Source organism: Pseudomonas sp. MC6, from assembly GCF_054790575.1.
In genome coordinates this window covers 2,456,179-2,479,614 of sequence record NZ_CP186504.1, presented here as the reverse complement: position 1 = coordinate 2,479,614, position 23,436 = coordinate 2,456,179, and the positions used below count along the sequence as shown (strand labels likewise).

Sequence of the window (23,436 nt, the reverse complement as noted above, 5' to 3'; positions counted from 1 at the left end):
CGCGAGCAGGCTCACTCCTACAGGGGAACGCATTCCAAATGTAGGAGTGAGCCTGCTCGCGATAGCGTCATTGCAGACAATACAAAACTTCAGCTACCACTCTCGGTGCGTCGGCTACTGACCTCAGCCGGCACATCATCCCCAGCCATGCGCTTGCGGAACAGCGCCGCCCGCGCCAGCAGCAAAGTAGTCACCGGTACAGTGATCGCCAGCAATATCGGAATCAGCCAGGCGTGTATGACTGGCCCGGCCTTCAGCGCCGAAAAACAGATGATCGACGCCAGCGCCACACACCATGCGCCCAGCGTCGAAGCCAATGCCGGCGGGTGCATGCGCTGGAAATAATCCTTCATGCGCAATAATCCGACCGCACCGATCAGCGCGAACAGGCCGCTGAGTACCAGCAGGATCGCCACCGGAATCTCGACCCACAGAGACAATTCGGCATTCATTCGATCACCTCGCCACGCAGCAGGAATTTCGCCAGGGCAAACGAGCCGACGAAGCCGAACAGCGCAATCAGCAGCGCCGCTTCGAAGTAAGTGTCACTGGCATAACGAATGCCCAGGGTCAGCATCATCAGCATGGCGACGATGTACAGGTAATCCAGCGCCAAGACCCGATCCTGCGCCGACGGGCCTTTGAACAGGCGCACCAGCGTCAGCACCATGGCCAGCGAGAACAGGAACAGCGTCAGCAGGATCGCGTTCGACAGTAATGGGCTCATTCGAAAATCTCCATCAACGGCCGCTCGTAGGTGCTCTTGAAGTGCTCGATGAATTGCGCTTCGTCATCCAGATCCCAGACGTGCAACAGCAGAATGCTGCGATCCAGCGACAGCTCCGACCACACCGTGCCGGGCACCACCGTGCAGATCATCGCCAGCGTCGCCAGGCCGTGGGCATCGCGCAGCTCCAGCGGGACTTTGACAAAACCCGACCGCGGCGGGCGGCGACCGGCGTTGAGCACGCCCCACGCGACGATCAGGTTGGACATCACCACGTCACGGCCCACGAGCAGGAACAGGCGCAAAATCGTTCCCGGACGGCGAATGCGCACTTGTTTCGGACGCAGTTTGCGCATCATCAACGGCGCAGCAAATCCCAATATTGCGCCGAGCAGCAGGTTGCCCGGGCTGACCGACAGGTTCAGGGTCAGCCATAAGGCGCACAGCGCCAGCGATAGCAACGGTGCAGGAAACACACGCTTCATGGCTGCACCTCCAGCATCGCCGATTTGGCTTCCGGGCTCGGTACGGCACGGGTGCCGAGCACCGCCATGACGTATTGCTGCGGGTTGTTCAGCGCTTCGGCGGTGGCCTGGGTGTAACGCAACAAAGGCTCAGCCTTAAAGGTCAGGACGATGCTCAGCCCGAGCAAAAGGAAAATCGGCGCGCATTCGAGTTTGCGCAGTAGCGGTGAAGGGCGCTCTTCTGGCGTCCAGAAGCGCTGAATGCCGAGACGCGAGAACGCCATCAACGACGCCAGCCCGGTGAGGATCAGCAGCGCCAGCAATGCCCAGGCCGCGTTGGAAATCGGCGCGCCAGTGCCCAGCCCCAGTGGATTGAGCAATGCACCGATCAGGCTCAGTTTGCCGATAAAGCCGGACAGCGGCGGCATGCCAATGATCAGCAGCGCGCAAGCAATGAAGCTCAGGCCGAGAAACGCCATGGTCCACGGAATGACCTGACCGACCACGGCTTTCTGCTCGTCATCGAGGTTGATGCCTTTGGGCGGCTGCAGGGATTCCTGTGGGCGCGGCAGCAGTTCGCTTTCGTCTTCCAGCGGAATCTCGTTGGCCGAGCGCGAACGCTCGATCAACTCGGCCAGCAGGAACAGCGCACTCATCGCCAGCGTCGAGCTGACCAGATAGAACAGCGCCGCGCCGATCAGGTTCGGCTGCGCGAAACCGACGGCGGACAGCAGAATCCCGGCCGACACCAGAATGCTCAGGCTGGCCATGCGCTCCAGGCGTTGCGCGGCGAGAATCGCCAGCGCCGCGCAGGCCATGGTCGCCATGCCGCCGTAGATCAGCCATTCGCCGCCAAAGAACGCGGACGCTCCAGCCTGGCCTGAAAACAGAAGGGTCCACAGGCGCAGCAGGGTGTAGACGCCGACCTTGGTCATGATCGCGAACATCGCCGCCACCGGTGCACTGGCCGAAGAGTAGGCTGGCACCAGCCAGAAGTTCAGCGGCCACATGCCGGCCTTGGCCAGGAACGCGACGGCGAGAATCCCCGCACCGGCGTGCAGCAAGCCCCGGTCGGCTTCCGGCACCAGCGGAATCTTCAGCGCCAGATCAGCCATGTTCAGCGTACCTGTCACGCCATAGATCAGCGCGGCGCCAATCAGAAACAGCGACGAGGCGAGCAGGTTGATCGAAATGTAATGCAGCCCCGATGAAACCCGCGCCCGCCCCGAGCCGTGCAGCAACAGGCCATAGGACGCGGCGAGCAACACTTCGAAGAACACGAACAGATTGAACAGGTCAGCGGTCAGGAATGCGCCATACAAGCCCATCAACTGAATCTGGAACAGTGCGTGAAAGCTCGAACCGGCGCCGTCCCAACGGGCCATGGCAAACAGCAAAGCGCTGACGCCGATGATACCGGTCAGCACCAGCATCAGCGCCGACAGGCGATCGACAACCAGCACAATGCCGAACGGCGCCTGCCAGTTGCCCGGCAGGTAAACGCCGATGGAACCGGGGACGCCAGTGGTTTGCGTCCATTGCAGCAGCATCACCGAAATGAACAGGCCGACGAGGCTGGAGAGCAGGTTGATCTTCGCCTTCAGCGGTCGGTGCCGCTCGCCGAGCATCAGCATGATGGCGGCGGTCAGCAGCGGCAGCAGAATCGGTGCGGCGATCAGGTGAGTCATCGCCATCATTCTTTAGGCTCCCGGCCGTCGACGTGGTCGGTGCCGGTCAGGCCGCGCGAGGCGAGCAGAACGACGAGGAACAGCGCGGTCATGGCGAAACTGATGACGATCGCGGTGAGTACCAGTGCCTGTGGCAGCGGGTCGGTGTAATGCAGCAAATCCTGGGTGACGCCATCCTTGATCACCGGCTCCTTGCCGATGAACAGGCTGCCCATGCTGAAGATGAACAGGTTGACGCCGTACGACAGCAGGCACAGGCCCATGACCACCTGGAAGGTCCGTGGTCGCAGGATCAACCAGACGCCGGACGCGGCGAGCACGCCGATGGCGATTGCGATGACTTCTTCCATCAGACGGCTCCTTTGCTGGCGACGGACTTGGGCAGCGATGCGGTCTTGTGACCTCGCACCGATTGGTGGGCGAGGGCGGTGAGGATCAACAGCGTCGAGCCGACCACAACACCGTATACGCCAATGTCGAAGAACAACGCGCTGGCGATATGGATGTCACCCAGCACCGGCAAGCTGAAATGCCAGGTGTGCGTGGTCAGGAACGGATAACCGACGACCATCGCCCCCAGGCCGGTGGCGGTGGCGAACAGTAACCCGGTGCCCATCCAGCGCAGCGGCCGCAGGCTCATTTGCGCCTCGACCCACTGTGTGCCAGCGACCATGTATTGCAGGATGAACGCCACCGACATCACCAGACCGGCGACGAAACCACCGCCCGGTTGGTTGTGTCCGCGCATAAACAGATAGAACGACACCACCAGCGCAATTGGCAGCAACAGACGCACCAGCACTGCAGGCACCATCATGAAGCCGAGCGCGGTGTCGCTGGCTGAACGCGGGTTGACCAGATCGGTGACCACGTCCGGCGCCAGCAAGCGTTGCTGGGCTGGCAATTGCAGGCTTTCTTTCGGCGGGCGGAAACGCCGCAGCAGGGCGAACACGGTCAGCGCCACGGCGACCAGCACGGTGATTTCACCGAGGGTGTCGAAGCCACGGAAATCCACCAGCATTACGTTGACCACGTTGCTGCCGCCGCCCTCGGGCATGGCGCGGCTGAGGTAGAACGAGGAGATGTCGTTCGGCGTCTGCCGCGTCAGCATCGCGTAGGACAGCAGCGCCATGCCACCGCCGACGGCAATCGACAGCAGCAAGTCGCGCAGACGACGAATCCGCGCCTTGCGCAGGCTGCTTGGCAGTGGCGAGACTTCTTCGATACGGCGTGGCAACCAGCGCAGGCCGAGCAGGATCAGCACGGTGGTGACCACTTCGACTGCGAGTTGTGTCAGCGCCAGATCAGGCGCGGAGAACCAGACGAAGGTCACGCAGGTCATCAAGCCGCAGACGCTGACCATGGTCAGGGCCGCGAGACGGTGATACTTGGCCTGCCACGCGGCGCCGAGGGCACAGGCAATTGCCAGCAGCCAAAGAGTCACGAAAACGATCGAACCAGGAATCTTCGGCCGGTCGCCCCAGCTAAGACTGCTGTGCAGCATCGGGATCAGGCCGGCGAGCACTGCCGCCAGTACCATCAGGAACAATTGCATCTGCAGACGCTTGGTGCCGAGTCGCCGCTCGACGCGCCGGGCCATGCGCATCATCACTACCAGACTGCGCTCGAACAGGCGCTTGCCGTTGAAGCGGCCTACCAGTGGCGGGTACTTGAAGCGACCGCGCTTGAGCTGATTGCGCAGCAACAGGTAGACGATGATGCCGCCGGACATGGCGATCAGGCTCATGATCATTGGCGCGTTGAGGCCATGCCAGATCGCCAGGCTGTATTCCGGCAGTTCGCCGCCGACGACAGGCAAGGCGGCTGCCGCGAGCAGTGGGCCGACGATCTGCGCGGGGAAAATCCCCACCAGCAAGCAAGTGAACACCAGCAGTTCTACCGGCGCACGCATCCAGCGCGGCGGCTCATGCGGGGTGTGCGGCAGTTCAGTGGCCGGTGGACCGAAGAACACATCGACGGTGAAACGCAGCGAGTAGGCAACGCTGAATGTACCGGCGATGGTCGCGACAATCGGCAGCGCCGCTTCAACCCACGCCGTGGCGTTGATGAACACGGTTTCGGCGAAGAACATCTCTTTCGACAGGAAACCGTTGAGCAATGGCACACCCGCCATCGAGGCGCTGGCAACCATGGCCAGCGTCGCGGTGAACGGAATCAGTTTGATCAGGCCGCTAAGTTTGCGGATATCCCGGGTACCGCTTTCATGGTCGATGATGCCTGCGGCCATGAACAGCGAAGCCTTGAACGTAGCGTGGTTGAGGATGTGGAACACCGCCGCCACGGCAGCCAGCGGACTGTTCAGGCCCAGTAACAGGGTGATCAAGCCGAGATGGCTGATGGTCGAGTAAGCGAGCAGACCTTTGAGATCGTTCTGGAACATCGCGCAATACGCGCCGAGCAACAGCGTGCACGCGCCGGCGCCGCTGACGATGTAGAACCATTCTTCACTGCCAGACAGCGATGGCCACAGACGCGCGAGCAGGAACACCCCGGCCTTGACCATGGTTGCCGAATGCAGATAGGCAGAAACCGGTGTCGGCGCCGCCATTGCGTGCGGCAACCAGAAATGGAAAGGGAACTGCGCACTTTTGCTGAGTGCGCCGATAAGAATCAGGGGTAAAAGAATAGGGTAGAGGGCGTGTGCACGAATCATGTCGCCGGCGGCCAGGACCTCGTCGAGGTCATAGCTGCCGACGACATGGCCGAGAATCATGACCCCCGCCAGCAGGCATAATCCGCCGGCACCGGTGACCATCAACGCCATATAGGCACCGCGACGGGCGTCGGCGCGGTGGTGCCAGTAGCCAATCAACAGGAATGAAAAGAGGCTGGTCAGTTCCCAGAAAAACACCATCTGGATGAGGTTGCCGGAGATCACCAGACCGAGCATGGCACCCATGAACGCCAGGAAAAACGCAAAGAAGCGCGGCACCGGATCGTCCGGCGACATGTAATAACGCGCATAGAGAGAAACGAGCGTGCCGATGCCGAGCACCAGCATCGAGAACAGCCAGGCGAAACCGTCCATGCGCAGAACGAAGTTCAGCCCGAGGCTGGGCAGCCACATGAATTCTTCGCGGATCACGCCGCCGTGGGCAATTTGCGGGTACAACAGCGCGACCTGGACGGTGCCGATCAGAGCGACCAGACCTGCCAGCAGGGATTCGGTATTACGCGCGTTGTGTGGCAGCACCGCTGCCAGACAGCTGCCAATGAATGGCAGAAGCAGTAGAACTATCAGGGACATAGGCTTCTAATCTGCGGAAGTTTGTGAAGCATCATACGTGCCAGCTCCCCGATCACCAAACGCCAGGATGTCTCAGAATCCTACAAAGTAGTCTGGAATTTTCTGTTTGGCATTGTTTCAGGGGCAGCGATGTTGTGGCAGATGGCCCTTTCGCGAGCAGGCTCGCTCCCACATTGGAATGTATTTCAAAATGTGGGAGCGAGCCTGCTCGCGAAAGCGTTGGGCCAGACGCTGAAGGTGATGCGGGTTAACCTTGGGTTTCCTGCTCCAACCCAGCTTCGGCTTCAGCAACCTTACCCTTGGTCTTCAACTCACTGACAATCACCGCCGCCACAATCAACCCCGCGCCCACCAGCGCAATCGCCGGCAAGCGCTCCCCGGCAATCCGTCCGACAATCCCGGCCCATACCGGCTCACCGGCATAGATCAACGTCGCCCGGGTTGGCGAAACACTCTTCTGCGCCCAGTTCATCGCCACCTGAATTGCTGCACTCGCTGCGCCCAGTCCCAGCGCGGTCACCAGCAGGGTCCAGGAAAAGTCCGGAATCATTTCCCCGGTCGGCACCACCAGCAGGAACGACAGCACGGAGGTCGTTGCCAGTTGCACGACGGTCACTCGGCGCACATCAACTTGACCGGCGTAGGTGCTGATCAGAATGATTTCGGCGGCAATGGCGATGGCGCTGATCAGCGTGGCGATTTCGCCGGGACTGAAATTCAGCGCTGCGCCGGACGGCCCGGACAGCAGCATCAAACCGGTGAACGCCAACATGATGCCGATGCTTGGCATCAACCCCGGACGGCGTCCAAGCACCAGCCATTGCAGCAACGGCACGAACGGGACGTATAGCGCGGTGATGAACGCCGACTGACTGCTCGGAATGGTTTGCAAGCCAACCGTCTGCAAGCCGTAACCGAGCATGATCGCCACGCCAATAAACGCGCCGGCCTTGAGTTCGAATAGGGTTAGTGCGCGCAGATGCCGCCACGAGAACAGCGCCACGATACAAGCCGCCGCCGCAAAACGCAGACCGACAAAAAACATCGGCCCGCTGACCGTCATCGCATGCTGAACCAGCAGAAAGGTGCCGCCCCAGATCATGGTGATCAGCACCAGCACGCACTCGGCTTTGCTGAAACGAGAGAAACGAAGGGGAGTGGGAGAGCTGTTCTGCGACGTCATGACCTTGCGCACTATAAAAAGGAGGCCGCACAATGCGCCCAACGTTGCGCAGTATACTGCCCAACCTCACCGAGTGAGCAATATAGTGCACAAAGATTCAACGCAACGGGCGTCCGTCCTGCAACACGTCAGCCTGAATGTGCGACGTCTACGCCATGCCGCTGACATGAGCCAGACCGCGCTGGCGGAAAAATCTGGCGTCAGCCGGCGCATGCTGGTGGCGATTGAGGCGGGCGAAAAGAACGTCAGTCTGACCACGCTTGATCGCGTTGCCGAGGCGCTTGATGTGGCGTTCAGCGATCTGATCCAGGCACCGGATGCGCGTGATCCAAGCCGCATCAACGAGGTGGCCTGGGCGGGCACGATCCCGGGCAGTAAAGCGGTGCTGCTCTCCAAAGCGACGGCGACTCGCGAAGTCGAGCAATGGGAATGGTGTCTGCAACCGGGCGAGGTCTACCCGTCGCAAGCGGATGCCGAGGGCTGGAGCGAGCAGATTTTCGTCTTTGAAGGTTGCCTGACGCTGATGCTCGGCGATCAGCCGCAGCACATCGGCACTGGGGAGTTTTTCATGTTTGCCAGCAACCAGCCGCATTCCTATCGCAATGATGGCGATGTTGCGGCGCGGTTTGTGCGCAATGTGGTCATATGACCGTTTGTCGGTAAAACGTGTCTACCTGTAATTTCTGACGGTAGACCTTAATCTTGGATACGGGCCATATTCTCTTCGCGGTATTCAAACCAAACTGCAATGGAAAGGAGTTGGAAAATGGCCTACGCACTCACTATCAAAGAAGCAAAAGAGGGGGCGATCAGCATGGGGGACGTACCCGCTCAGGGCGCGACAGCGGAAATTACTGTACATGGTGATGTTCGTGAAATTGAAATCCTGATCTCCGATAAAATTGTTGTGGAAATTCAACCTGTAAGTGCAGAGGTTTTCATTCCAAGAGCCCACCTGCATGATCACACCGGCCCACAGAAGTCATTTTCGTATGTCGGTTATGACCAACTCGGCAATTCGTATTATTCGGATGTTGTTTTTTACGACATTCTACCTTCTTGAAAGAGAGAAGGTCACGGTCTTCGACGTCTCGAATGTTGACGTCGAAGACACAACCGATCCGACAATAGGGGGACTGCATAAACGCTTCGTGAGATGGTCATCACTTGCGTTTCAATATTAGATCTCATCATTGTCTCTTCCTCAGCCAAACCTCTAAAGTGTTGGAACTATCAGGTTGACTCAGGCTGGCGAAATCAGCATGGACGAAGCGCAGCACAGGCAATTTTCCCCCTTAAACAAACAGGAAACTATCCTGATCATCGGCGGCGGCCTCAGCGGCACGATGCTGGCGGTGCAATTGTTGCGTCTGCCCGGCCAGCGCAAGGTCCTGATCATTGAGCCGCGTGCTGAATTGGGACGCGGCGAGGCCTACAGTGCAGTCGAGTTGGGCCACACACTCAACGGCAATGCGGCGCGCATGAGCGTCGATCCGGATAATCCTGATGATCTGACGCAATGGCTGACTGAACACATTGCCGGCGGAGGCTGGCCGGAGTCTGCAGAGCAGAACGTACCGGTCAGCGAACTGTTCCCGCCGCGTGGATTGTTCGGGGTCTATGTGCAGCAGCGTCTGGCTGAAGCCTGCACTGTCGGGGCGCGTTATGGTTCGAGCGTTGAACACATTCGTGCAGAGGTCGTCGATCTGCAGGTCGATGCCGATTCGGTGCAGCTGACGCTGAGCAATGGTCAGTCATTGTCTGGAGTCTGCGCAGTGCTGGCGACTGGAATGTTCCCTGCCGCACGAACTCCGCAGAAAGCCTCCAGCGGCCTCAACGCCGCCGCGCTTGATCCGTGGGATGTCGCGGCGATGCGTCAACTCGACCCGCAATCGACCGTGTTGATCATCGGCTCTGGCCTGACCATGGTCGATGCCGTGGTGTCGTTGGAGCAGGCGGGGCATCGCGGGCCGATCGAAGTGTTTTCGCGGCATGGCTTGTTACCCCATGTGCGCCGACAACCGCCGGCCTGGGTGGATTTTCTTGGCGACGATCACAGTACTCGCACGCCCCGACAGTTATTGCGCGAGTTGCGTCGGCAATGCCGGGCAGCCATCGCCCAAGGTATCGATTGGCAAGCGCCGCTGGACACGGTGCGGGTGCACATCGCCCGGTTGTGGAGTCAGGCGACTGACGTGCAGCGTCGACAATTCGTACGGCATGTGCGGCCGTGGTGGGAAAGCCATCATCACCGTTCGCCGCCGCTGAGTGCGGCGCTGGTTGAGCATCTTTATAAAGAAGGGCGATTGCGTATTCAGGCAGCGTCGTTCAAGGGGCTTGAGTCGAGCCCTGAAGATGGCGTCAGCATTCGTATTCGACGGCGCGGTGAGTCGGAAATCTGCGTGGTGCAGGGCGCCGCGCTGATCAATTCCAGTGGCATCGAATACGACTGGCGTCGGGTGGCGCGACCGTTGCCGCAGCAGGTGCTGGCGCGTGGTCTGGTGCAGCCGGGACCGTTGGCGTTGGGGATTGCGGCGGCAGGGGATGGCGCGGTGCTGGATGCCGAGGGGCTTGCGGCTAGCCGGTTGTTTGCAATGGGACCGCCATTGCGCGGGATGTGGTGGGAGAGTACGGCGGTGACGGATGTGGCGTTGCAGGCCAAGGCGTTGGCGGCGCGGTTGGTGGGTTGAGGTTGTTCTTTCGGGCCTCTTCGCGAGCAGGCTCGCTCCCACAGGGGGATTCAGGTTGCAAATACCATTTGCGCCACATAACAGAACCTGTGGGAGCGAGCCTGCTCGCGAAAGCGGTGGTTCAGTCAATATAAAAGGTGACTGATATACCGCTATCGCGAGCAGGCTCACTCCTACAAGGTCAGGTGGTAGCTGAAAGTATTACGCCACCACTCGATAACACGGCACATACGCCGCGCCACCCGGCAGTTTCATCCGGTGCTGGGCGACGAAGGCTTTGAGCAGGGCATCGAGCGGTTGCATGATCGCCGCATCCCCACGGATCTGGTACGGCCCGTGTTCCTCGATCAGACGAATGCCCTTGTCCTTGACGTTGCCAGCGACAATGCCGGAGAACGCCCGGCGCAGATTGGCCGCCAGTTCGTGCGGTGGCTGGTCGCGGTGCAGTTTCAGGTTGGCCATGTTCTCGTGGGTTGGATCGAACGGACGCTGGAAGCCTTCGTCGATTTTCAGCAGCCAGTTGAAGTGGAACGCGTCGTTGCGCTCGCGACGGAACTGCTTCACCGCTTTCAGCCCCTGAGTCATCTGCCGTGCCACTTCGGCCGGGTCGTCAATGATGATTTCGTAGTGCTGCTTGGCCGCTTCACCGAGGGTCGCGGTGACGAAAGCATCGAGTTGTTCCAGATACGGCGCGGCGTGTTTCGGCCCGGTGAGGATTACCGGGAACGGCAGCCCTTTATTGTCCGGGTGCATCAGGATGCCCAGCAGGTAGAGGAATTCTTCCGCGGTACCGGCACCGCCCGGGAAGATGATGATGCCGTGGCCAACACGGACGAAGGCTTCCAGACGTTTTTCGATGTCCGGCAGAATCACCAGCTCATTGACGATCGGGTTCGGCGCTTCGGCGGCAATGATGCCCGGCTCGGTGAGGCCGAGATAACGACCGCCGTGAATACGCTGTTTGGCGTGGGCGATGGTCGCGCCTTTCATCGGGCCTTTCATCACGCCGGGGCCGCAGCCGGTGCAGATGTCGAGGCTGCGCAGGCCGAGTTCGTGGCCGACTTTCTTGGTGTATTTGTATTCTTCGGTGTTGATCGAGTGACCGCCCCAGCACACGACGATTTTCGGCTCGACGCCCGGACGCAAAGTGCGCGCATTGCGCAGCAGGTGGAAAACGTAGTCGCTGATGCCTTGCGAGGTGGTCAGGTCGATGCGTTGGCTGTCGAGTTCGTTTTCGGTGTAGACGATGTCGCGCAGGGCGCTGAAGAGCATTTCGCGGGTGCTGGCGATCATTTCGCCGTCGACGAAGGCGTCGGCCGGAGCGTTCAGCAGCTCCAGGCGTACGCCGCGGTCCTGTTGGTGAATGCGGATTTCGAAGTCCTTGTAGGCTTCGAGGATTGTTTTGGCATTGTCGACATGGGCGCCGGTATTGAGGATGGCCAGGGCGCACTGGCGGAAGAGGGTATAGGTGCTGCCGGATCCGGCTTCGCTCAGTTGTTGAACTTCACGTTGAGAAAGGGTTTCCAGGCTGCCTTTCGGGCTGACCGAGGCATTGATTACGTGTCGTTGGGTCATGCAATGATCCTTAAAACGATGTCATCCCAAAACCAGGCGAATGGCATCCGAATAGTGTGTATCCATGAATGAAGATGGCACGATCTGCGCTGTACCGCCATGTCCCCGTTGGACGCTGAAAAGATGAAAAGGAGCCCCAGCATAGCTAAATCCGCGGTAGAGGCGATAATGCGCCGGCCGGTTTTTTCTGTTAGCCCTTTTGTCGCTCAAGGAAGTCATTTGTGATGTTCGAGATTCAGCCGATGGACGCCGCCACTTTTCGTCAGCAGACACGCCGCAGCACGATCATCATCGCCGTGCTGTTCCTGGTGCTGGCGATGCTGTTTTCCAGCGTCGCGGTGGCGCTGTTCGGCGAGCCTGGCGGCGATAACCTGCGCTTCAATGTCGGCGGGGTTTTTCTGGCATTTCTGCTGACTGCGGCATTACTGCGCGGGCGCTTCTGGAATCAGAGCTGGATGGCGCCAGCGGTGTATAGCTGGCGACTCAAGCGCAACCTGATGAGCATCACCAATGTGATGCATCAGGTCAAGGCGGCGGTGGAGCAGAACGATGCGACGGCGATGAAGGTGCTGCGCTTCTACCATCTAGGGCTGACACAAATGCACGAACTGGATGGCAACTCCAGCGATCACGGGCAATTGTGGCGGGAAGCTGAAGCACACAAGGAGCGGATGCAGGCGCTGGGGCTCGATACCGCGCAGACGCGCCTGGATCCGGCCTGGCTTGAGGCCTTGAAGCAAACGGCGCGTTGATTACAGTGCTCGGCGCAGTTTCCACGACCGGATTAAACGGCCGTAAACCAACAGGTTCACCGCCAGTACCACGCTGCCGAGCGCCAGTTGAATCTGCGGGGTGAGCCCGGCCGGGTAAATGATCGGCCAGATGTAATGCTCGATGAAGCCGCCGGCGTATTCAGTCTGCCCGGCCGCGTGGCGCATAAGGTTTTCCCAGTAGGTCAGCGGGCAGGTCAAGTGCAGTACTTCGACCGCCACGCCCCAGGCGGCTGCCGGCAGATGCAGCCACATCAAACGCGGCCATTTGAGTACCAGCAGCCCGCCAAACAGCACGAACAAAATGAAGCACAAATGGAACAGCACCAGCCCGTCGGCTGCGATTCGGTACAGCATGTCGTCTCCCTGACGCGATTGTGAATAGCGCCATGTTACGCCGGTCAGGGGATCAAAGGTCAGTGCGAAAATCAGCGAATTGCGCGCGCATCCGGCCGATTTCCCACAAGTGCGCAAGATTGTTCAAGCCAGAAAGGCGAAATGGCTGGCACAGTCTTAGACCGTTTTCCTGGTTGAAGAACGTTTATGTCTGACTCACTCATGCCGCGCAGTGCGTTCCTTCGCGGCGCTGCGGCGATCATGCCGTTGTCTCTGGCCACCGCGCCGTGGGGGCTGTTGGCCGGCTCCATGGCGATCGAAGCCAATCTCACACCGCTGCAAGGCCAAGGCTTGTCGAGCATTGTGTTTGCCGGGGCGGCGCAATTGGTGGCGATTGGCATGCTCAAGGGCGGCGCGGGGATTTTTTCGATTCTGTTGACCACGCTGCTGCTGACGTCGCAGCACTTGCTGTATGGCATGAGCATGCGTTCGGTGATTTCGCCGCTGCCGGGGCGCTGGCGCATAGGTCTGGGTTTTTTGCTTACCGATGAGTTGTTTGCACTGACCAGTCAGCATGATCGTCAACAATTCAATCGCTGGTATGCGCTCGGCGTTGGCCTGACGTTCTACATCGCGTGGAATCTGTTCACTCTCGCCGGCATTGTCCTCGGCAGCAGCATTCCGGGGCTTGAGCACCTGGGGCTGGATTTTTCGATTGCCGCCACGTTTATCGCATTGATCACGCCGGTGGTGCGTAACGTGCCGACGGTGGTGTGTGTGGCGGTGTCGCTGTTTTGTTCGGTGTTGTTCAGTTACTGGCAATGGGGCTCGGCCCTGGTGTTGTCCGGGCTGGCCGGAATGACCGCAGGGTTTATCTGCAACAAGCTGTATCGGGAGCGCACATGATGGTTTGGGCGGTGATTTTCGGCATGGGGATTCTGGTCTTTCTTAATCGCTACGTGTTTCTCGAACCGCGTTTGCCGGTGCGTCTGAGCAGCAATGCGCGACAGTTTCTCGGGTTTGCGGTACCGGGGATGTTGACCGCTATCTGTGGGCCGATTGTCTTTATGCCCGACAAACAACTGAATCTGCAGTGGGATAATCCTTATCTGCTTAGTTCGCTGGTAGCGATCGCACTGGTGATATACACCCGCAGTACTTTGCTCAGCATGCTGTTGAGCATGGCGTTCTTCTTTTTGCTGCGCTGGTGGTTGTAAGTTGTCTGTTCTACGCTTCAGGGATGGAGATTAACTGATAACGGGAGGTGCACATGGCGACTGAGCAGAAGGATCCGGAGACGAATGAGCAAGAGACTTATGAGCCGACTGAAGAGGAAATAGAGCGGGAAAAGCACAAGGAGCAAACCTGGAAGCACGATGACAGCAGAGAGCTTTCAGACCCTGACCGCAAGTTTTGAGTGAATTTCACGAAAAAGCCCCGCAAATGCAGGGCTTTTTTGTGGTTCAGAGATCGTCCAGCTGCGTGAAATCGGGGTGTGTGGCCCGATATCCCAAGGTTCGATCAATCCACGCATTCAGCTCGTTGACCATCACCGGCGCGTGGCCGGGATACCCTTCGAGGGTGGTGCGCAGGATGTGTTCGATATCGGGTACGGAACGCAGGTTTCGGGTCTTGATGTAGTGGCCGATAAAACAGTCGAGTTCAAAGCGTTCTGTCATCGACAGATGAATACACTCCAGGCCGCTGACCTGTTTGATTGCAAAATCGTCGCGCAACTTATTTCTCTGCAAGGCTTGTAGACGTTAGGGGTTCCTGGTTTGTTGACTCTTTGGTCAACTGGTATACCAAATGGAAATGCGGCGCGCATGCTAGCCGTAGTGCATATAAATGTATGTATGACGGTTGAAATGTCAGACAGGCGGTTAGTTCATTCGAACGTCTGTTTTATGTGCTCCGTCTCAAAAATGAAACAGTGTTTGTAACAACAGTGATTCGCTTTATGAGTCGCTAAAATTTGCAATAGTTTTATTGCTTGTAACGCTGCGTCAAAAGATCGCAGCCTTCGGCAGCTCCTACATTGATAAACGCTTGAAGTCGGCAAATGTTTAAGTCTGCTCGATAATCAAACTGGCCCCCTGATTGCGCACGTTACCGACAGCTTTGCCGACTTTGTACCATTCGAACACTTCGTTGCGTTCACCTTCGAACAGCAGCATTTGCTCGGCGCGCTCAAAGGGTGTCGCCGGATCCAGCCATTCATGCACCAAGTCTGCGCAGAAGACTACGGGTCGGCGATCATGGATATCGAGCATGCCGCCGAGAGCATCGGCGGTGATTATCACGAAACCGTCGTCATCCCGAGCTGGCGTTTCGGCTGTAGGAAATTGCCCGATGGCTGCGCAGAAAACCGCTTCGTGATCCGCGCGACGGATCAGCCATGGTTGTCGTGTTTTGTCAGCGCTATCGACCCATTCAAACCAGTTGTCCACGGGCACAATCAAACGATGTCGCCAGATCGCCCGGAAGAATGGTCCATGGGCGACTTTCTCGACCCGGGCATTGATCGGTGGTGGACGATCCTTGGCCCAATGCGGGCGCCAGCCCCAGCGCAGATTGTCGGCATGCAGGTGTTGCCCTTGTTGATGCAGGACGGCCAGCGCGGTGGTCGGCGCCGCGTTGTAGCGATCGAGCGGCGCGTCGCCGACGTGATTGATCAACGCGTCGGGAATGCTCAGCACCGCGACGAAGTCGTGAATGCCCCGGTACTGCGAGAGTCTTCCGCACATGGGCTGAATCTCCGGTTGGAGAGTTCAGCTTAGTCGCTGGCGTCCTGCCCGGTGAAGGTGTCACGCCAGTTCAGCCAGCGGCGTTCGAGCATGGCCAGCAAGCCGTCGCTGAGTTTGCCGAGCAAGGCGAGCACGATGATCGCGGCCAGCACGATGTCCGGCCGCGAGGTTTCCCGGCCGTCACTGAGCAGATAGCCCAAACCCTTGGTGGCCGCGATCAACTCTGCTGCCACGAGAAACATCCATGCCAGGCTCATGCCGCTGCGCAATCCGGTGAACAGGCCGGGCAGGGCGGCGGGCAGCAATATTCGTCGCACCAGTTGCAAGCGGCTGAAACCATAGATGCGGCCGACTTCCACCAGTTTGCGATCAATATTTCGAATCGCCGCGACGACATTCACATACACCGGAAAGAACGCGCCGATCGCGATCAAGACAATTTTCGAGGTCTCGTCGATGCCCAGCCACAACAGCAGCAGTGGCACCCAGGCCAGGCTCGGAATGGAGCGCAGGGCGGCGAACGTCGGCTCCAGATAGGCCTCGGCTTCACGGCTCAAGCCGACCCAGGCAGCAAACACCAGCGCCAGACTGGCGCCAATGGCAAAACCCAGCAACACGCGAATCAGGCTGGCGCCGATGTGCTTCCACAGCGCGCCCTCAGCAAGGTCGGTGAGGGTTAGGGCGATTTCGCTCGGCGCCGGCATCTGGTAGGACGGCAGCCAACCGATGCGGACGATAATTTCCAGTGCAACGATGATCAGCAGCGGCAGGGCCAGGCCTTTGCCGCGGCGCTGCCACGTCGGATTCAAACTCGCAGGACGCTGGCGCGGTACGGCAAGTGGCGCGGGCAAGTCTTTGCTGTGAGTGGTCATGGTTTTGGCTCCGCTCACGACAAATCCGCGACGGGGCGCGGATTTGTCGTGAGGCTGATCGGTTACTGGTGGGCGACGGCTTGCTGCACACCGCTGTCGAGCAATTGATCGATGACTTGATCGACATTCACCCCACGGCGCACCAGTTCCTCGGAGACCAGAATCGGCGCCGCTGCCTTGGAGGCGCTGATGTCCTGTTGAGTGAGTTGCGGGCTGCTCAGGTCAGTGCGCGACAGTTGCAACTTGGCTACATCCAGCGGCAATCCGGACTCCTTGGCGAGAAGGGCGGCGAATTCATCGGGATTTTTCAGCGCCCAGTCGCGGGCCTGTTCGTAGGCTTTGATGACGGTGTCGATGGTTTGCGGATGTTCTTTGGCGTATTGCTCGGTGACGCTGACCACGCCGTAACTGTTGAACGCCGGGTTGCGGTAGAGCAGGCGCGAACCGGCCTGCACCTGACTGGCGGCCATGTGCGGATCGAGTCCGGCCCAGGCGTCGACATCGCCTTTTTCCAGTGCGGTGCGGCCATCTGGATGTTGCAGATGGACCAATTCGACATCGTCTTTTTTCAGCCCGGCCTGTTGCAGGCTGCGCAGGGTGAACAGGTACGGGTCGGTGCCTTTGGTGGCAGCGATCTTTTTGCCCTTGAGGTCGGCGACAGTCTGGTAAGGAGAATCCTTGCGCACCACCAATGCTGTCCATTCGGCGCGGCTGTAGACATAGACCGATTTGATCGGGCTGCCGTTTGCTCGGCTCAGCACGGCGGCGAGACTGGCGCTGGAAGCGAAATCCACGCCGCCGCTGTTGAGGTATTCCAGCGAGCGGTTGCTGCCCTGGCTCAGGACCCAGCTGACCTTGGTCTGCGGCAAGGCTTTTTCGAGGAAACCGAAGTGCTTGAGCACCAGACTGACTGGTGAGTAATAGGCGTAGTCCAGATGCACTTCTGCCGGCGCCGTTTCAGTCGCGTGGGCGAGCGGTTGCAGGCTCAGTGCCACTGCGCTGGCAGCCAGCAGGGTTTTGAGTCGAGGAAAGAACGATGTCATGGGGCGCTCCGGCAAAGGCACAGGTTTCTTATGTCCAAAAAGATATTTTTATCGAATGCTTCCTGCATGAATGGAATATTGCAGGCTCTGTGCCATGTGCTTGAAAGCCCCGGTTTGTAAGGGTTTTAACGTCAAGTGCAGGATTTCAGCTGTTGCGTGGGCAACAGTGTGATCTGCCACTGTTGCCAAGCAAACAGCAAGTATCAACCGTGATGAGCTTATGCATTTATCGAATTTCAAAACCTTGAATCAACAGCGTTATGGTCTATGCAATTACCTTTGCAGGACTCGCCATGAAGCTTTCTCGTTTCCTCCGCCGTGCGTTAATCACTGCAGTATTCACCTCGCCGCTTTCCTATGCAGCCGAGCCATTGGTCCTGCATGTGGGCGATCAGAACTACTACAACATCCGTGCCTCGGTGGAGGCATCCGGTGTGTTGAAAGACGCGCCTTATACCGTCGACTGGAAACACTTCCAGGCCGCTGCACCCTTGGCGGAAGCCTTGCAAACCGGTTCGCTCGACCTGGGCTTTTTGGGCGATTCCGGTTTTCTGTTTCTGGCTGCCAAGCAGGCGCCGGTGAAACTGATCGGCGTATCGCGGCAGAATCCGGACACCATCGCGTTGTTGGTGCCCAAGGATTCTCCGGTGAAAACCATCGCCGACTTGAAGGGCAAAAAGGTCGCTTATTGGCCCGGAGCCTGGAGTCAGCAGTTGACCTTGCGCGCGCTGGAGCAGGGCGGTCTGCCGGAAAACTACGTCGACTTCGTCAAGCTGATGCCGATCGATGCCGCCGCAGCCCTGCCACAGGGCAGTATTGATGCCTTCCCGGTGTGGGAACCGTATATTTCCCAGCAGATCGTGTTCTCCGGTGCGCGGCCGATCCTGACCGCAAAAAACCTGATGCCGGGGCTCAGTGCAATCGCGGCGTCGACACCGTCCATCGACAGCAAACGTGCAGCGATTGCGGATTTTCTCGGTCGTTTGAAACTGGCGCGGGCCTGGGTCGACAGCCACACCGATGAGTACGCCGATCTGTGGGCGAAGAAAGCCAATCTCGATCAGCAAGTGTCGCGGCATTGGTTGCGCCAGGCGCACATGACGGTCGGCCCTGTGGACACGCAAGCGGCGACGGATCTGCAAAGCACTGCCGATTTCCTGTTCAAAGTGAAAGCGCTGCCAGCTCCGTTGGCCACCGCTGGCATTATCGACACGTCTTTTCAGCAGGCATTGGCTCACTGAACGAGCGCCGGAACCAAACCCTGTGTACCTTATCCAACCTCGGCTCGAATATCCGAGCGCAGGGATGGATAGGGGCGAGGGAGTTTTGCCAGTCGACCACATGACGGCAGCCGCCGTGCTCAAGGCAAAACATGACATCCGGATTCAAACTTCTTTGTGCCGCGCTGATTGCTCTCGGGCTGGCCGGTTGTATCGCCGCCCCGATCGAAATGACCGCGCAAACCGAAACGCGCCTGAAGACCCAGGCGCCAGTGCGCTTTCTGCTGACGTTCGACGACGGCCCCAGTGCCTCGAGTTTGTGGAATCCGTCGGCCACGGTACTCGACAGTCTCAAGGACAATCCGCTGATGCCTGACATCAAAGCGGTGTTCTTCGTGCAGACGCGTGCACCGCGAGCGGGCAACAGTGACATCGGTCGCGGCATCATGCACCGTGAGTATGAAGAGGGGCACATCCTCGCGTTTCACACCGCGACCCATTGGCACACCAATCATCGCTTGCTCGACCCGCAAGAACTGGAAGAGTCGCTGAGCAACGGCACAGCTGATATTGCCGCCATTACGGGGGCGCCGCCGACGCTACTGCGCCCGCCGTTCTGGAATTACGACAAGCGCACCTTCGCCGCCTATCAACAGCATGGCTTGCATGTATTGCTCACCGATTTAAGCGCCAATGACGGCAAGATCTGGGGCTTCAATGCCAGCCCGCGACGTCGGGCCAACATGCTGCGACAGTTATCCGAAGTCCGTGAACGTATCGCCCGTGGCGAATTGCCCGCCGTGGACGGGGTCATCCCGGTCGTGGTGACGTTTCATGATCTCAACCGCTATACCGCGCGGCACACCCGCGAATACCTGCAGATTCTGCTGGATAGCGCCGCTGCCACGGGCGTGAAGCTGGCGGACAAGCCTTTCTATGATGATCACGCTGAACTTGAGAAAGCCGCGTTGGCGCGTGCCGTGGAGAACAGTTCGGAGTCGGTGAATTTGCCGGGGATGTGGAACTGGATCTGGGATCATGACGCGCATTGACGGCGTGCTTGAAAGTTGTGATCGGGTTGGCATTTTGTCTCGAGCGAGACACAAATTGCTCATCTATGCTCAACCAGTCGACCGACCCACCGCCTGCGAGGCGTCCACTCATGCTTGCCATTGACGATATCTGCCGGATTGTCGAATCCGGCTTTCCTGCGTTCAAGTGCGATTGCATTCCGAGCACGCAGGGGCTATTGCAGATCAAGGTGTATGAACCGGACAGCGGGCGAGTCGAGTTGCTGTTGAATGGCGTCTCCCCGGAACACCTCGTCACGATTCGTGACATTTCCAACTTCATCGGTGAATTACGCACGGAAATGAGCGCCGGTCGTCGTGCGTTCGCTGGCTAATCCCTCATAACCGTCGCTGAAACGCTTGAACGATGCGTAGCGTCGCGTCGCTGGTATTCAAATTGCGCACTGCGTCCAGCGGATGCCAGATGCAATCGATGATCTCGTTCTGCGGCCGCGCTTGTTCGAGATCCTGCACTGACGCTTCGTAGACATGGTGTCGCGTGCTGCCGCTCTGCAGTTCCATCAAATACAACACGTCGTCGGCGTTCAGGCCGGTTTCTTCCTGCAGTTCGCGTACGGCGGCTTGCGCGCGGGTTTCTCCGGGCTCTACTTTGCCGCCGGGCAATGTCCAGCGGCAGTGGGGTTTGCGCACCAGGAGAATGTGGCGATCCTGTTCGCATATAACGGTGGCGCGTACTTTCATCTGTTACCTGTTTACTGCCTGTCACAAAAAAGAAATAAAACTGCAATATTTGAGCCGAGGCTTGCGGCAAAGGTTTCATTGGAGTTTGGAGCGTTCGCGGCGGCGAAAAGTGCCAGAGCCATGACGGATGCGGCTTGCGACACCCGGTCGGCATTTCGGGCGGATCAGGGTGTAAGGTAAAAGCGTGAAGCTGGATCTGACCGTTAGCAAAAATGGAGGTGTCCATGAGCATGCCAATGTTGAACAAGATGCACATGAACGGCTATGACGTGCTTAGCGTGAACAATGGCCCATGGCGGGTTTGCACCCAGGGTGATCGGCTGGCGTCGTTTGGCAGCCGGGAGGAGGCGCTGGCCTACGCCGCCGCATTGCCTGGCTACAAAAAACGCTCGACGCGCGTGCAGAGTCACAAAACCCACTGACAGGCTGCCTGTAATGAAAGAGCCCCGGCAATTGTCGGGGCTTCTGTTTTGGGGGAGGGTGCTCTCAGTGGACCTTGGTTCGGCTGATGGCGCGGGCTTTCACTTCCTTGGCATACAGTTGCAGCCGTTCTTCGTCGCTTTGCAGCACCTCGCAGGATCTCAGCACGGTTTGTGCGTCCGCCTCATTGCCGGATTTGCGCAGCTGTTCTGCGATTCGTTTCAGGTCGACCGCCGACCATCTCAAGTCCGATGCAACGCTTTGCAGGTCGCGTTGAAGTTCGTGTTCGTATTCATTGAGCCGCATGATCACCTCCAGAACATTCTCGGTAGAAAAGAGTAGTCGCATTTTTCGTCGATGGGCAAAGCCTGTTCGTCAGTAAGCCGGACGGTTGTGAAAAGTTGTGCAGATTGCGCCGAGGGCGCGGTGCCACGATGGATGTAGCGCCGCTTACACGCTACATTCACTTTTTTTCAGATCAGGAACACAGCATGCGGATATGGATCGGGAGTTTGGCGTTGACCCTGTTGGCGGGTTGTTCGTTGCCGGCATCGCTGGTGCCGGGTGAGCCGAATATCAGCAAGACCAGCGACAAGTCGCCCAAGGACTATGCTGCGTGTTTATTACCGTTGTGGCAGAAGGATGTGGCCAAGACTTCCCAGACATCGATTTCCAACGGCTATCGCATCACCGCGCCAAGCATCATCACAGCGGACGAGATCCTCGACATCGTCAAGTACAAGGATGGCAGTCGGGTTTCGTTGTATCAGGGCCCGCCGTGGGCCAAGTCCGGGTCGTTGCGCCAATCGGTGCGTGACTGCCTGTAATGACGCCTGCAGAGACAAAAAAAGCAGAAGCCGTATCGTCGGTTTCTGTTTTTTTTTGCCTGCCTGGAGGCTGATAAGGTGTGGATCTGATTCGCGAAATGAACGGTGACAGTTGCGCACGAAGGGTTTCCTCGGTGTGCACTAGGCTTTTGCGGGGCGGTCGATAGTCAGGTCGGCCGGTCTTTCAAGGAGCCTCGGATCATGGATGATCTGGTCAAAGAAGTTATTCCGCTGTTGCAGTATCTGATTCCCGGGTTTTTGTCGGCGTGGATTTTTTATTCGCTGACGGCGTTCAAGCGACCGGATACGTTCGGGCAGATTGTGCAGGCGCTGATTTTTACGTTTGTGATTCAGGGCGCGGTTTGGGGCGTGGGCACTCTGTGTTTGTGGGTGGGTTCGAAGGGATTTTCTGTCGGGCGCTGGGATGCCAAGAGCGAAACGATGTGGGCATTCGTTGTGTCGGTGACGCTCGGGCTGTTTTCCTGTTATCTGGCCACGAATGACAAATTGCACGGCTGGTTACGCAATCGAAATGTCACGAAACAAACTTCCTACCCCAGCGAATGGTTCAGCATTTTTGCCCAGCACCATCGTCTGGTCACACTGCATTTGATCGATGAAAGGCGCGTGTTTGGCTGGCCCGTGGAGTGGCCACCGGAATCCAGCAGTGGCCAGTTCGTCATGCAGAATCCCTGTTGGCTGGATGCGGAAGGGGCAGAAGTGCCTTTTGGCGCTGAGTTTTTGCTGATAGATTCCGGGAAGGTCAAGTGGGTCGAATTCGGCCCGAAATCGGAGGTTTCTATATGACAGCCAGAGCACCGCAACCAATGCCGGAATGGGTAGCGCGTCGCTACACGAAAGATGGCAAGCCAGTGGCAAATGCGCAGCCCAAGGCACCCAGTGCTCCACCACCTCTGAAGAACTAGTATTTCTTCAGCCCCAACCCTCAGCCACCGCCCGGCGAATCGCTTCCAGCAACATCGCAAACGCCGGGTTGTCGTTGTTCTCCCGCCAGATCAGATGCAGCTCGCTCTGCACCCCTTCGCCTAGATCGATATCGCGAAACACCACATTCTTGAACACCACACTGGTGGCGCAACGCGGCACCAGCGCCAGGCCCATGCCGGCGTTAACCAAAGCCAGAATTGTCAGCGATGACCCCAGCCACTGCACATAATCCGGCGCGACCCGTGCCGAGCGCAGCATGCCGGTCAGCAGTTCATTGAACGGCGGATACGCGGCGTGGGAATACATCAGGAACGGCTGTTTATCCAGATCACTGACCGCCACTTCAGCCGCCGTTGCCAATGGATGTCCACTCGGCACCGCCAATACAAACGGCTCGCGTACCAGGCATTCGGTGGCGTAGCCCGGCTCCAATAACGGCGCACGGGCAATGCCCAGATCGATGCGGCGAGCGCGCAGGGCTTCGTGTTGCTGGTAAGTGTTCATCTCCGACAAATCGATTTTCACCTGCGGCTGTTTCAGCCGTGCCTCGGCGATCACTTTGGGCAGAAACTCGTACACCGCGCTGCCGACAAAACTGATGTTCACCGAACCGATATCGCCCTCGGCAAAGCGTCGGGCGGTGACGGCTGCTTGCTGCGCGCGCTCCAGCAGGTTCTGTGCTTCGATGAAAAATGCACGGCCAGCGGCGGTCAGCGCGACGCTGCGGGTGCTGCGGGTGAACAACTCGACGCCAAGGTGATGCTCCAGCAACTGGATCTGCCGGCTCAGCGGCGGCTGCGTCATGTTCAGTCGCTCGGCGGCGCGGCGAAAGTTGAGTTCGGTGGCGACGGTGGTGAAGCAGCGCAATTGGGTCAGTTCGAACATT

At 58.7% G+C, this 23,436-nt stretch carries 29 protein-coding genes; 13 read left to right on the top strand and 16 right to left on the bottom strand.

Features of this window, described 5'->3' with window-relative positions; genetic code table 11:
* Positions 1 to 89 precede the first annotated feature (89 nt).
* The 7 genes from ACOYXE_RS10960 to ACOYXE_RS10930 all read right to left on the bottom strand — a co-directional run bounded on the left by ACOYXE_RS10960 (position 90) and on the right by ACOYXE_RS10930 (position 7,330).
* Positions 90 to 452, bottom strand: coding sequence for a Na+/H+ antiporter subunit G (locus ACOYXE_RS10960; RefSeq protein ID WP_405124092.1), 363 nt, complete (start codon positions 450 to 452; stop codon positions 90 to 92).
* Entirely contained in the window at positions 449 to 727 is a 279-nt protein-coding gene (locus ACOYXE_RS10955) for a K+/H+ antiporter subunit F (RefSeq protein WP_011334688.1), read from the bottom strand. The genes ACOYXE_RS10960 and ACOYXE_RS10955 overlap by 4 nt, the downstream gene beginning before the upstream one ends.
* Positions 724 to 1,212, bottom strand: coding sequence for a Na+/H+ antiporter subunit E (locus ACOYXE_RS10950; protein ID WP_460929155.1), 489 nt, complete (start codon positions 1,210 to 1,212; stop codon positions 724 to 726). Before ACOYXE_RS10950 ends, ACOYXE_RS10955 begins: the two co-directional genes overlap by 4 nt.
* Complete coding sequence (locus ACOYXE_RS10945) at positions 1,209 to 2,888, bottom strand: monovalent cation/H+ antiporter subunit D (protein ID WP_460929153.1); 1,680 nt, start codon at positions 2,886 to 2,888, stop codon at positions 1,209 to 1,211. The genes ACOYXE_RS10950 and ACOYXE_RS10945 overlap by 4 nt, the downstream gene beginning before the upstream one ends.
* Positions 2,885 to 3,229 carry a Na+/H+ antiporter subunit C gene (locus ACOYXE_RS10940; RefSeq protein WP_007910763.1) on the bottom strand — a complete coding sequence of 115 codons (345 nt, stop codon included), beginning with the start codon at positions 3,227 to 3,229 and terminating at the stop codon, positions 2,885 to 2,887. Before ACOYXE_RS10940 ends, ACOYXE_RS10945 begins: the two co-directional genes overlap by 4 nt.
* Positions 3,229 to 6,147: a monovalent cation/H+ antiporter subunit A gene (locus ACOYXE_RS10935; protein WP_460929151.1), complete on the bottom strand. Its 2,919-nt coding sequence runs from the start codon at positions 6,145 to 6,147 to the stop codon at positions 3,229 to 3,231. The genes ACOYXE_RS10940 and ACOYXE_RS10935 overlap by 1 nt, the downstream gene beginning before the upstream one ends.
* A gap of 247 nt (positions 6,148 to 6,394) precedes the next feature.
* Positions 6,395 to 7,330 (bottom strand): DMT family transporter, encoded by a 936-nt coding sequence (locus ACOYXE_RS10930; protein WP_405124088.1) that lies wholly within the window; start codon positions 7,328 to 7,330, stop codon positions 6,395 to 6,397.
* An 85-nt stretch (positions 7,331 to 7,415) separates the two neighbouring features.
* On the opposite strand from ACOYXE_RS10930, the gene ACOYXE_RS10925 reads away from it, so the two are divergent.
* The 3 genes from ACOYXE_RS10925 (at position 7,416) to ACOYXE_RS10915 (ending at position 10,020) form a co-directional block, all read left to right on the top strand.
* Positions 7,416 to 7,979 (top strand): helix-turn-helix domain-containing protein, encoded by a 564-nt coding sequence (locus tag ACOYXE_RS10925; protein WP_160057355.1) that lies wholly within the window; start codon positions 7,416 to 7,418, stop codon positions 7,977 to 7,979.
* 117 nt (positions 7,980 to 8,096) lie between these two features.
* Entirely contained in the window at positions 8,097 to 8,393 is a 297-nt protein-coding gene (locus ACOYXE_RS10920) for a hypothetical protein (RefSeq protein ID WP_160057356.1), read from the top strand.
* A 199-nt stretch (positions 8,394 to 8,592) separates the two neighbouring features.
* Positions 8,593 to 10,020, top strand: a complete 1,428-nt coding sequence (locus ACOYXE_RS10915; protein ID WP_160057357.1) for an FAD/NAD(P)-binding protein — start codon at positions 8,593 to 8,595, stop codon at positions 10,018 to 10,020.
* A gap of 201 nt (positions 10,021 to 10,221) precedes the next feature.
* Here ACOYXE_RS10915 and ppnN read toward each other — a convergent pair whose 3' ends face one another.
* Complete coding sequence (ppnN, locus tag ACOYXE_RS10910) at positions 10,222 to 11,595, bottom strand: nucleotide 5'-monophosphate nucleosidase PpnN (protein ID WP_008085844.1); 1,374 nt, start codon at positions 11,593 to 11,595, stop codon at positions 10,222 to 10,224.
* A gap of 224 nt (positions 11,596 to 11,819) precedes the next feature.
* On the opposite strand from ppnN, the gene ACOYXE_RS10905 reads away from it, so the two are divergent.
* On the top strand, positions 11,820 to 12,347 hold the full coding sequence (locus ACOYXE_RS10905; RefSeq protein WP_160057358.1) for a DUF3087 family protein: 528 nt from the start codon (positions 11,820 to 11,822) through the stop codon (positions 12,345 to 12,347).
* Here ACOYXE_RS10905 and ACOYXE_RS10900 read toward each other — a convergent pair whose 3' ends face one another.
* Positions 12,348 to 12,722 carry a DUF2784 domain-containing protein gene (locus ACOYXE_RS10900; RefSeq protein WP_077573342.1) on the bottom strand — a complete coding sequence of 125 codons (375 nt, stop codon included), beginning with the start codon at positions 12,720 to 12,722 and terminating at the stop codon, positions 12,348 to 12,350.
* 186 nt (positions 12,723 to 12,908) lie between these two features.
* Between ACOYXE_RS10900 and ACOYXE_RS10895 the strand changes: the two genes are divergently transcribed.
* The 3 genes from ACOYXE_RS10895 to ACOYXE_RS10885 are packed head-to-tail and all read left to right on the top strand — an operon-like array spanning position 12,909 to position 14,118.
* The gene (locus ACOYXE_RS10895) at positions 12,909 to 13,607 is read left to right on the top strand and encodes an AzlC family ABC transporter permease (RefSeq protein WP_016983007.1); all 699 of its coding nucleotides are present in this window, start codon (positions 12,909 to 12,911) and stop codon (positions 13,605 to 13,607) included.
* Positions 13,607 to 13,918, top strand: coding sequence for an AzlD domain-containing protein (locus ACOYXE_RS10890; RefSeq protein ID WP_174244501.1), 312 nt, complete (start codon positions 13,607 to 13,609; stop codon positions 13,916 to 13,918). The genes ACOYXE_RS10895 and ACOYXE_RS10890 overlap by 1 nt, the downstream gene beginning before the upstream one ends.
* Before the next feature lie 53 nt (positions 13,919 to 13,971).
* Entirely contained in the window at positions 13,972 to 14,118 is a 147-nt protein-coding gene (locus ACOYXE_RS10885) for a hypothetical protein (protein ID WP_460929146.1), read from the top strand.
* 46 nt (positions 14,119 to 14,164) lie between these two features.
* Here the strand turns inward: ACOYXE_RS10885 and ACOYXE_RS10880 are convergent, their stop codons facing one another.
* From ACOYXE_RS10880 to ACOYXE_RS10865, 4 genes are all read right to left on the bottom strand, one after another.
* Positions 14,165 to 14,437, bottom strand: coding sequence for a hypothetical protein (locus ACOYXE_RS10880; protein WP_160057359.1), 273 nt, complete (start codon positions 14,435 to 14,437; stop codon positions 14,165 to 14,167).
* A 330-nt stretch (positions 14,438 to 14,767) separates the two neighbouring features.
* Positions 14,768 to 15,448, bottom strand: coding sequence for an SOS response-associated peptidase (locus ACOYXE_RS10875; RefSeq protein WP_160057360.1), 681 nt, complete (start codon positions 15,446 to 15,448; stop codon positions 14,768 to 14,770).
* Between the two features lie 29 nt (positions 15,449 to 15,477).
* On the bottom strand, positions 15,478 to 16,320 hold the full coding sequence (locus ACOYXE_RS10870; RefSeq protein ID WP_077573337.1) for an ABC transporter permease: 843 nt from the start codon (positions 16,318 to 16,320) through the stop codon (positions 15,478 to 15,480).
* Between the two features lie 62 nt (positions 16,321 to 16,382).
* Complete coding sequence (locus ACOYXE_RS10865; RefSeq protein WP_160057361.1) at positions 16,383 to 17,363, bottom strand: aliphatic sulfonate ABC transporter substrate-binding protein; 981 nt, start codon at positions 17,361 to 17,363, stop codon at positions 16,383 to 16,385.
* Positions 17,364 to 17,656: 293 nt separating this feature from the next.
* Between ACOYXE_RS10865 and ACOYXE_RS10860 the strand changes: the two genes are divergently transcribed.
* The 3 genes from ACOYXE_RS10860 to ACOYXE_RS10850 all read left to right on the top strand — a co-directional run bounded on the left by ACOYXE_RS10860 (position 17,657) and on the right by ACOYXE_RS10850 (position 19,988).
* Positions 17,657 to 18,604 (top strand): ABC transporter substrate-binding protein, encoded by a 948-nt coding sequence (locus tag ACOYXE_RS10860; protein WP_405124086.1) that lies wholly within the window; start codon positions 17,657 to 17,659, stop codon positions 18,602 to 18,604.
* A gap of 131 nt (positions 18,605 to 18,735) precedes the next feature.
* Complete coding sequence (locus ACOYXE_RS10855; protein ID WP_160057363.1) at positions 18,736 to 19,635, top strand: polysaccharide deacetylase family protein; 900 nt, start codon at positions 18,736 to 18,738, stop codon at positions 19,633 to 19,635.
* 110 nt (positions 19,636 to 19,745) lie between these two features.
* On the top strand, positions 19,746 to 19,988 hold the full coding sequence (locus tag ACOYXE_RS10850) for a DUF1652 domain-containing protein (protein WP_016983016.1): 243 nt from the start codon (positions 19,746 to 19,748) through the stop codon (positions 19,986 to 19,988).
* A 4-nt stretch (positions 19,989 to 19,992) separates the two neighbouring features.
* On the opposite strand, the gene ACOYXE_RS10845 is transcribed toward ACOYXE_RS10850, so the two are convergent.
* A complete protein-coding gene (locus tag ACOYXE_RS10845; RefSeq protein WP_405124084.1) occupies positions 19,993 to 20,355 on the bottom strand; it encodes an NUDIX hydrolase in 363 nt (120 codons plus the stop codon).
* Positions 20,356 to 20,579: 224 nt separating this feature from the next.
* Between ACOYXE_RS10845 and ACOYXE_RS10840 the strand changes: the two genes are divergently transcribed.
* Positions 20,580 to 20,777 carry a DUF2188 domain-containing protein gene (locus ACOYXE_RS10840; RefSeq protein ID WP_160057365.1) on the top strand — a complete coding sequence of 66 codons (198 nt, stop codon included), beginning with the start codon at positions 20,580 to 20,582 and terminating at the stop codon, positions 20,775 to 20,777.
* Positions 20,778 to 20,841: 64 nt separating this feature from the next.
* On the opposite strand, the gene ACOYXE_RS10835 is transcribed toward ACOYXE_RS10840, so the two are convergent.
* On the bottom strand, positions 20,842 to 21,081 hold the full coding sequence (locus tag ACOYXE_RS10835; RefSeq protein WP_008085812.1) for a hypothetical protein: 240 nt from the start codon (positions 21,079 to 21,081) through the stop codon (positions 20,842 to 20,844).
* A 185-nt stretch (positions 21,082 to 21,266) separates the two neighbouring features.
* Between ACOYXE_RS10835 and ACOYXE_RS10830 the strand changes: the two genes are divergently transcribed.
* Together ACOYXE_RS10830 and ACOYXE_RS10825 are read left to right on the top strand one after the other, a co-directional pair.
* The gene (locus tag ACOYXE_RS10830) at positions 21,267 to 21,602 is read left to right on the top strand and encodes a hypothetical protein (RefSeq protein ID WP_405124083.1); all 336 of its coding nucleotides are present in this window, start codon (positions 21,267 to 21,269) and stop codon (positions 21,600 to 21,602) included.
* Between the two features lie 201 nt (positions 21,603 to 21,803).
* Complete coding sequence (locus tag ACOYXE_RS10825; RefSeq protein WP_405124082.1) at positions 21,804 to 22,409, top strand: DUF6338 family protein; 606 nt, start codon at positions 21,804 to 21,806, stop codon at positions 22,407 to 22,409.
* A 126-nt stretch (positions 22,410 to 22,535) separates the two neighbouring features.
* On the opposite strand, the gene ACOYXE_RS10820 is transcribed toward ACOYXE_RS10825, so the two are convergent.
* The gene (locus ACOYXE_RS10820) at positions 22,536 to 23,435 is read right to left on the bottom strand and encodes a LysR family transcriptional regulator (protein WP_127926836.1); all 900 of its coding nucleotides are present in this window, start codon (positions 23,433 to 23,435) and stop codon (positions 22,536 to 22,538) included.
* Position 23,436 lies beyond the last annotated feature (1 nt).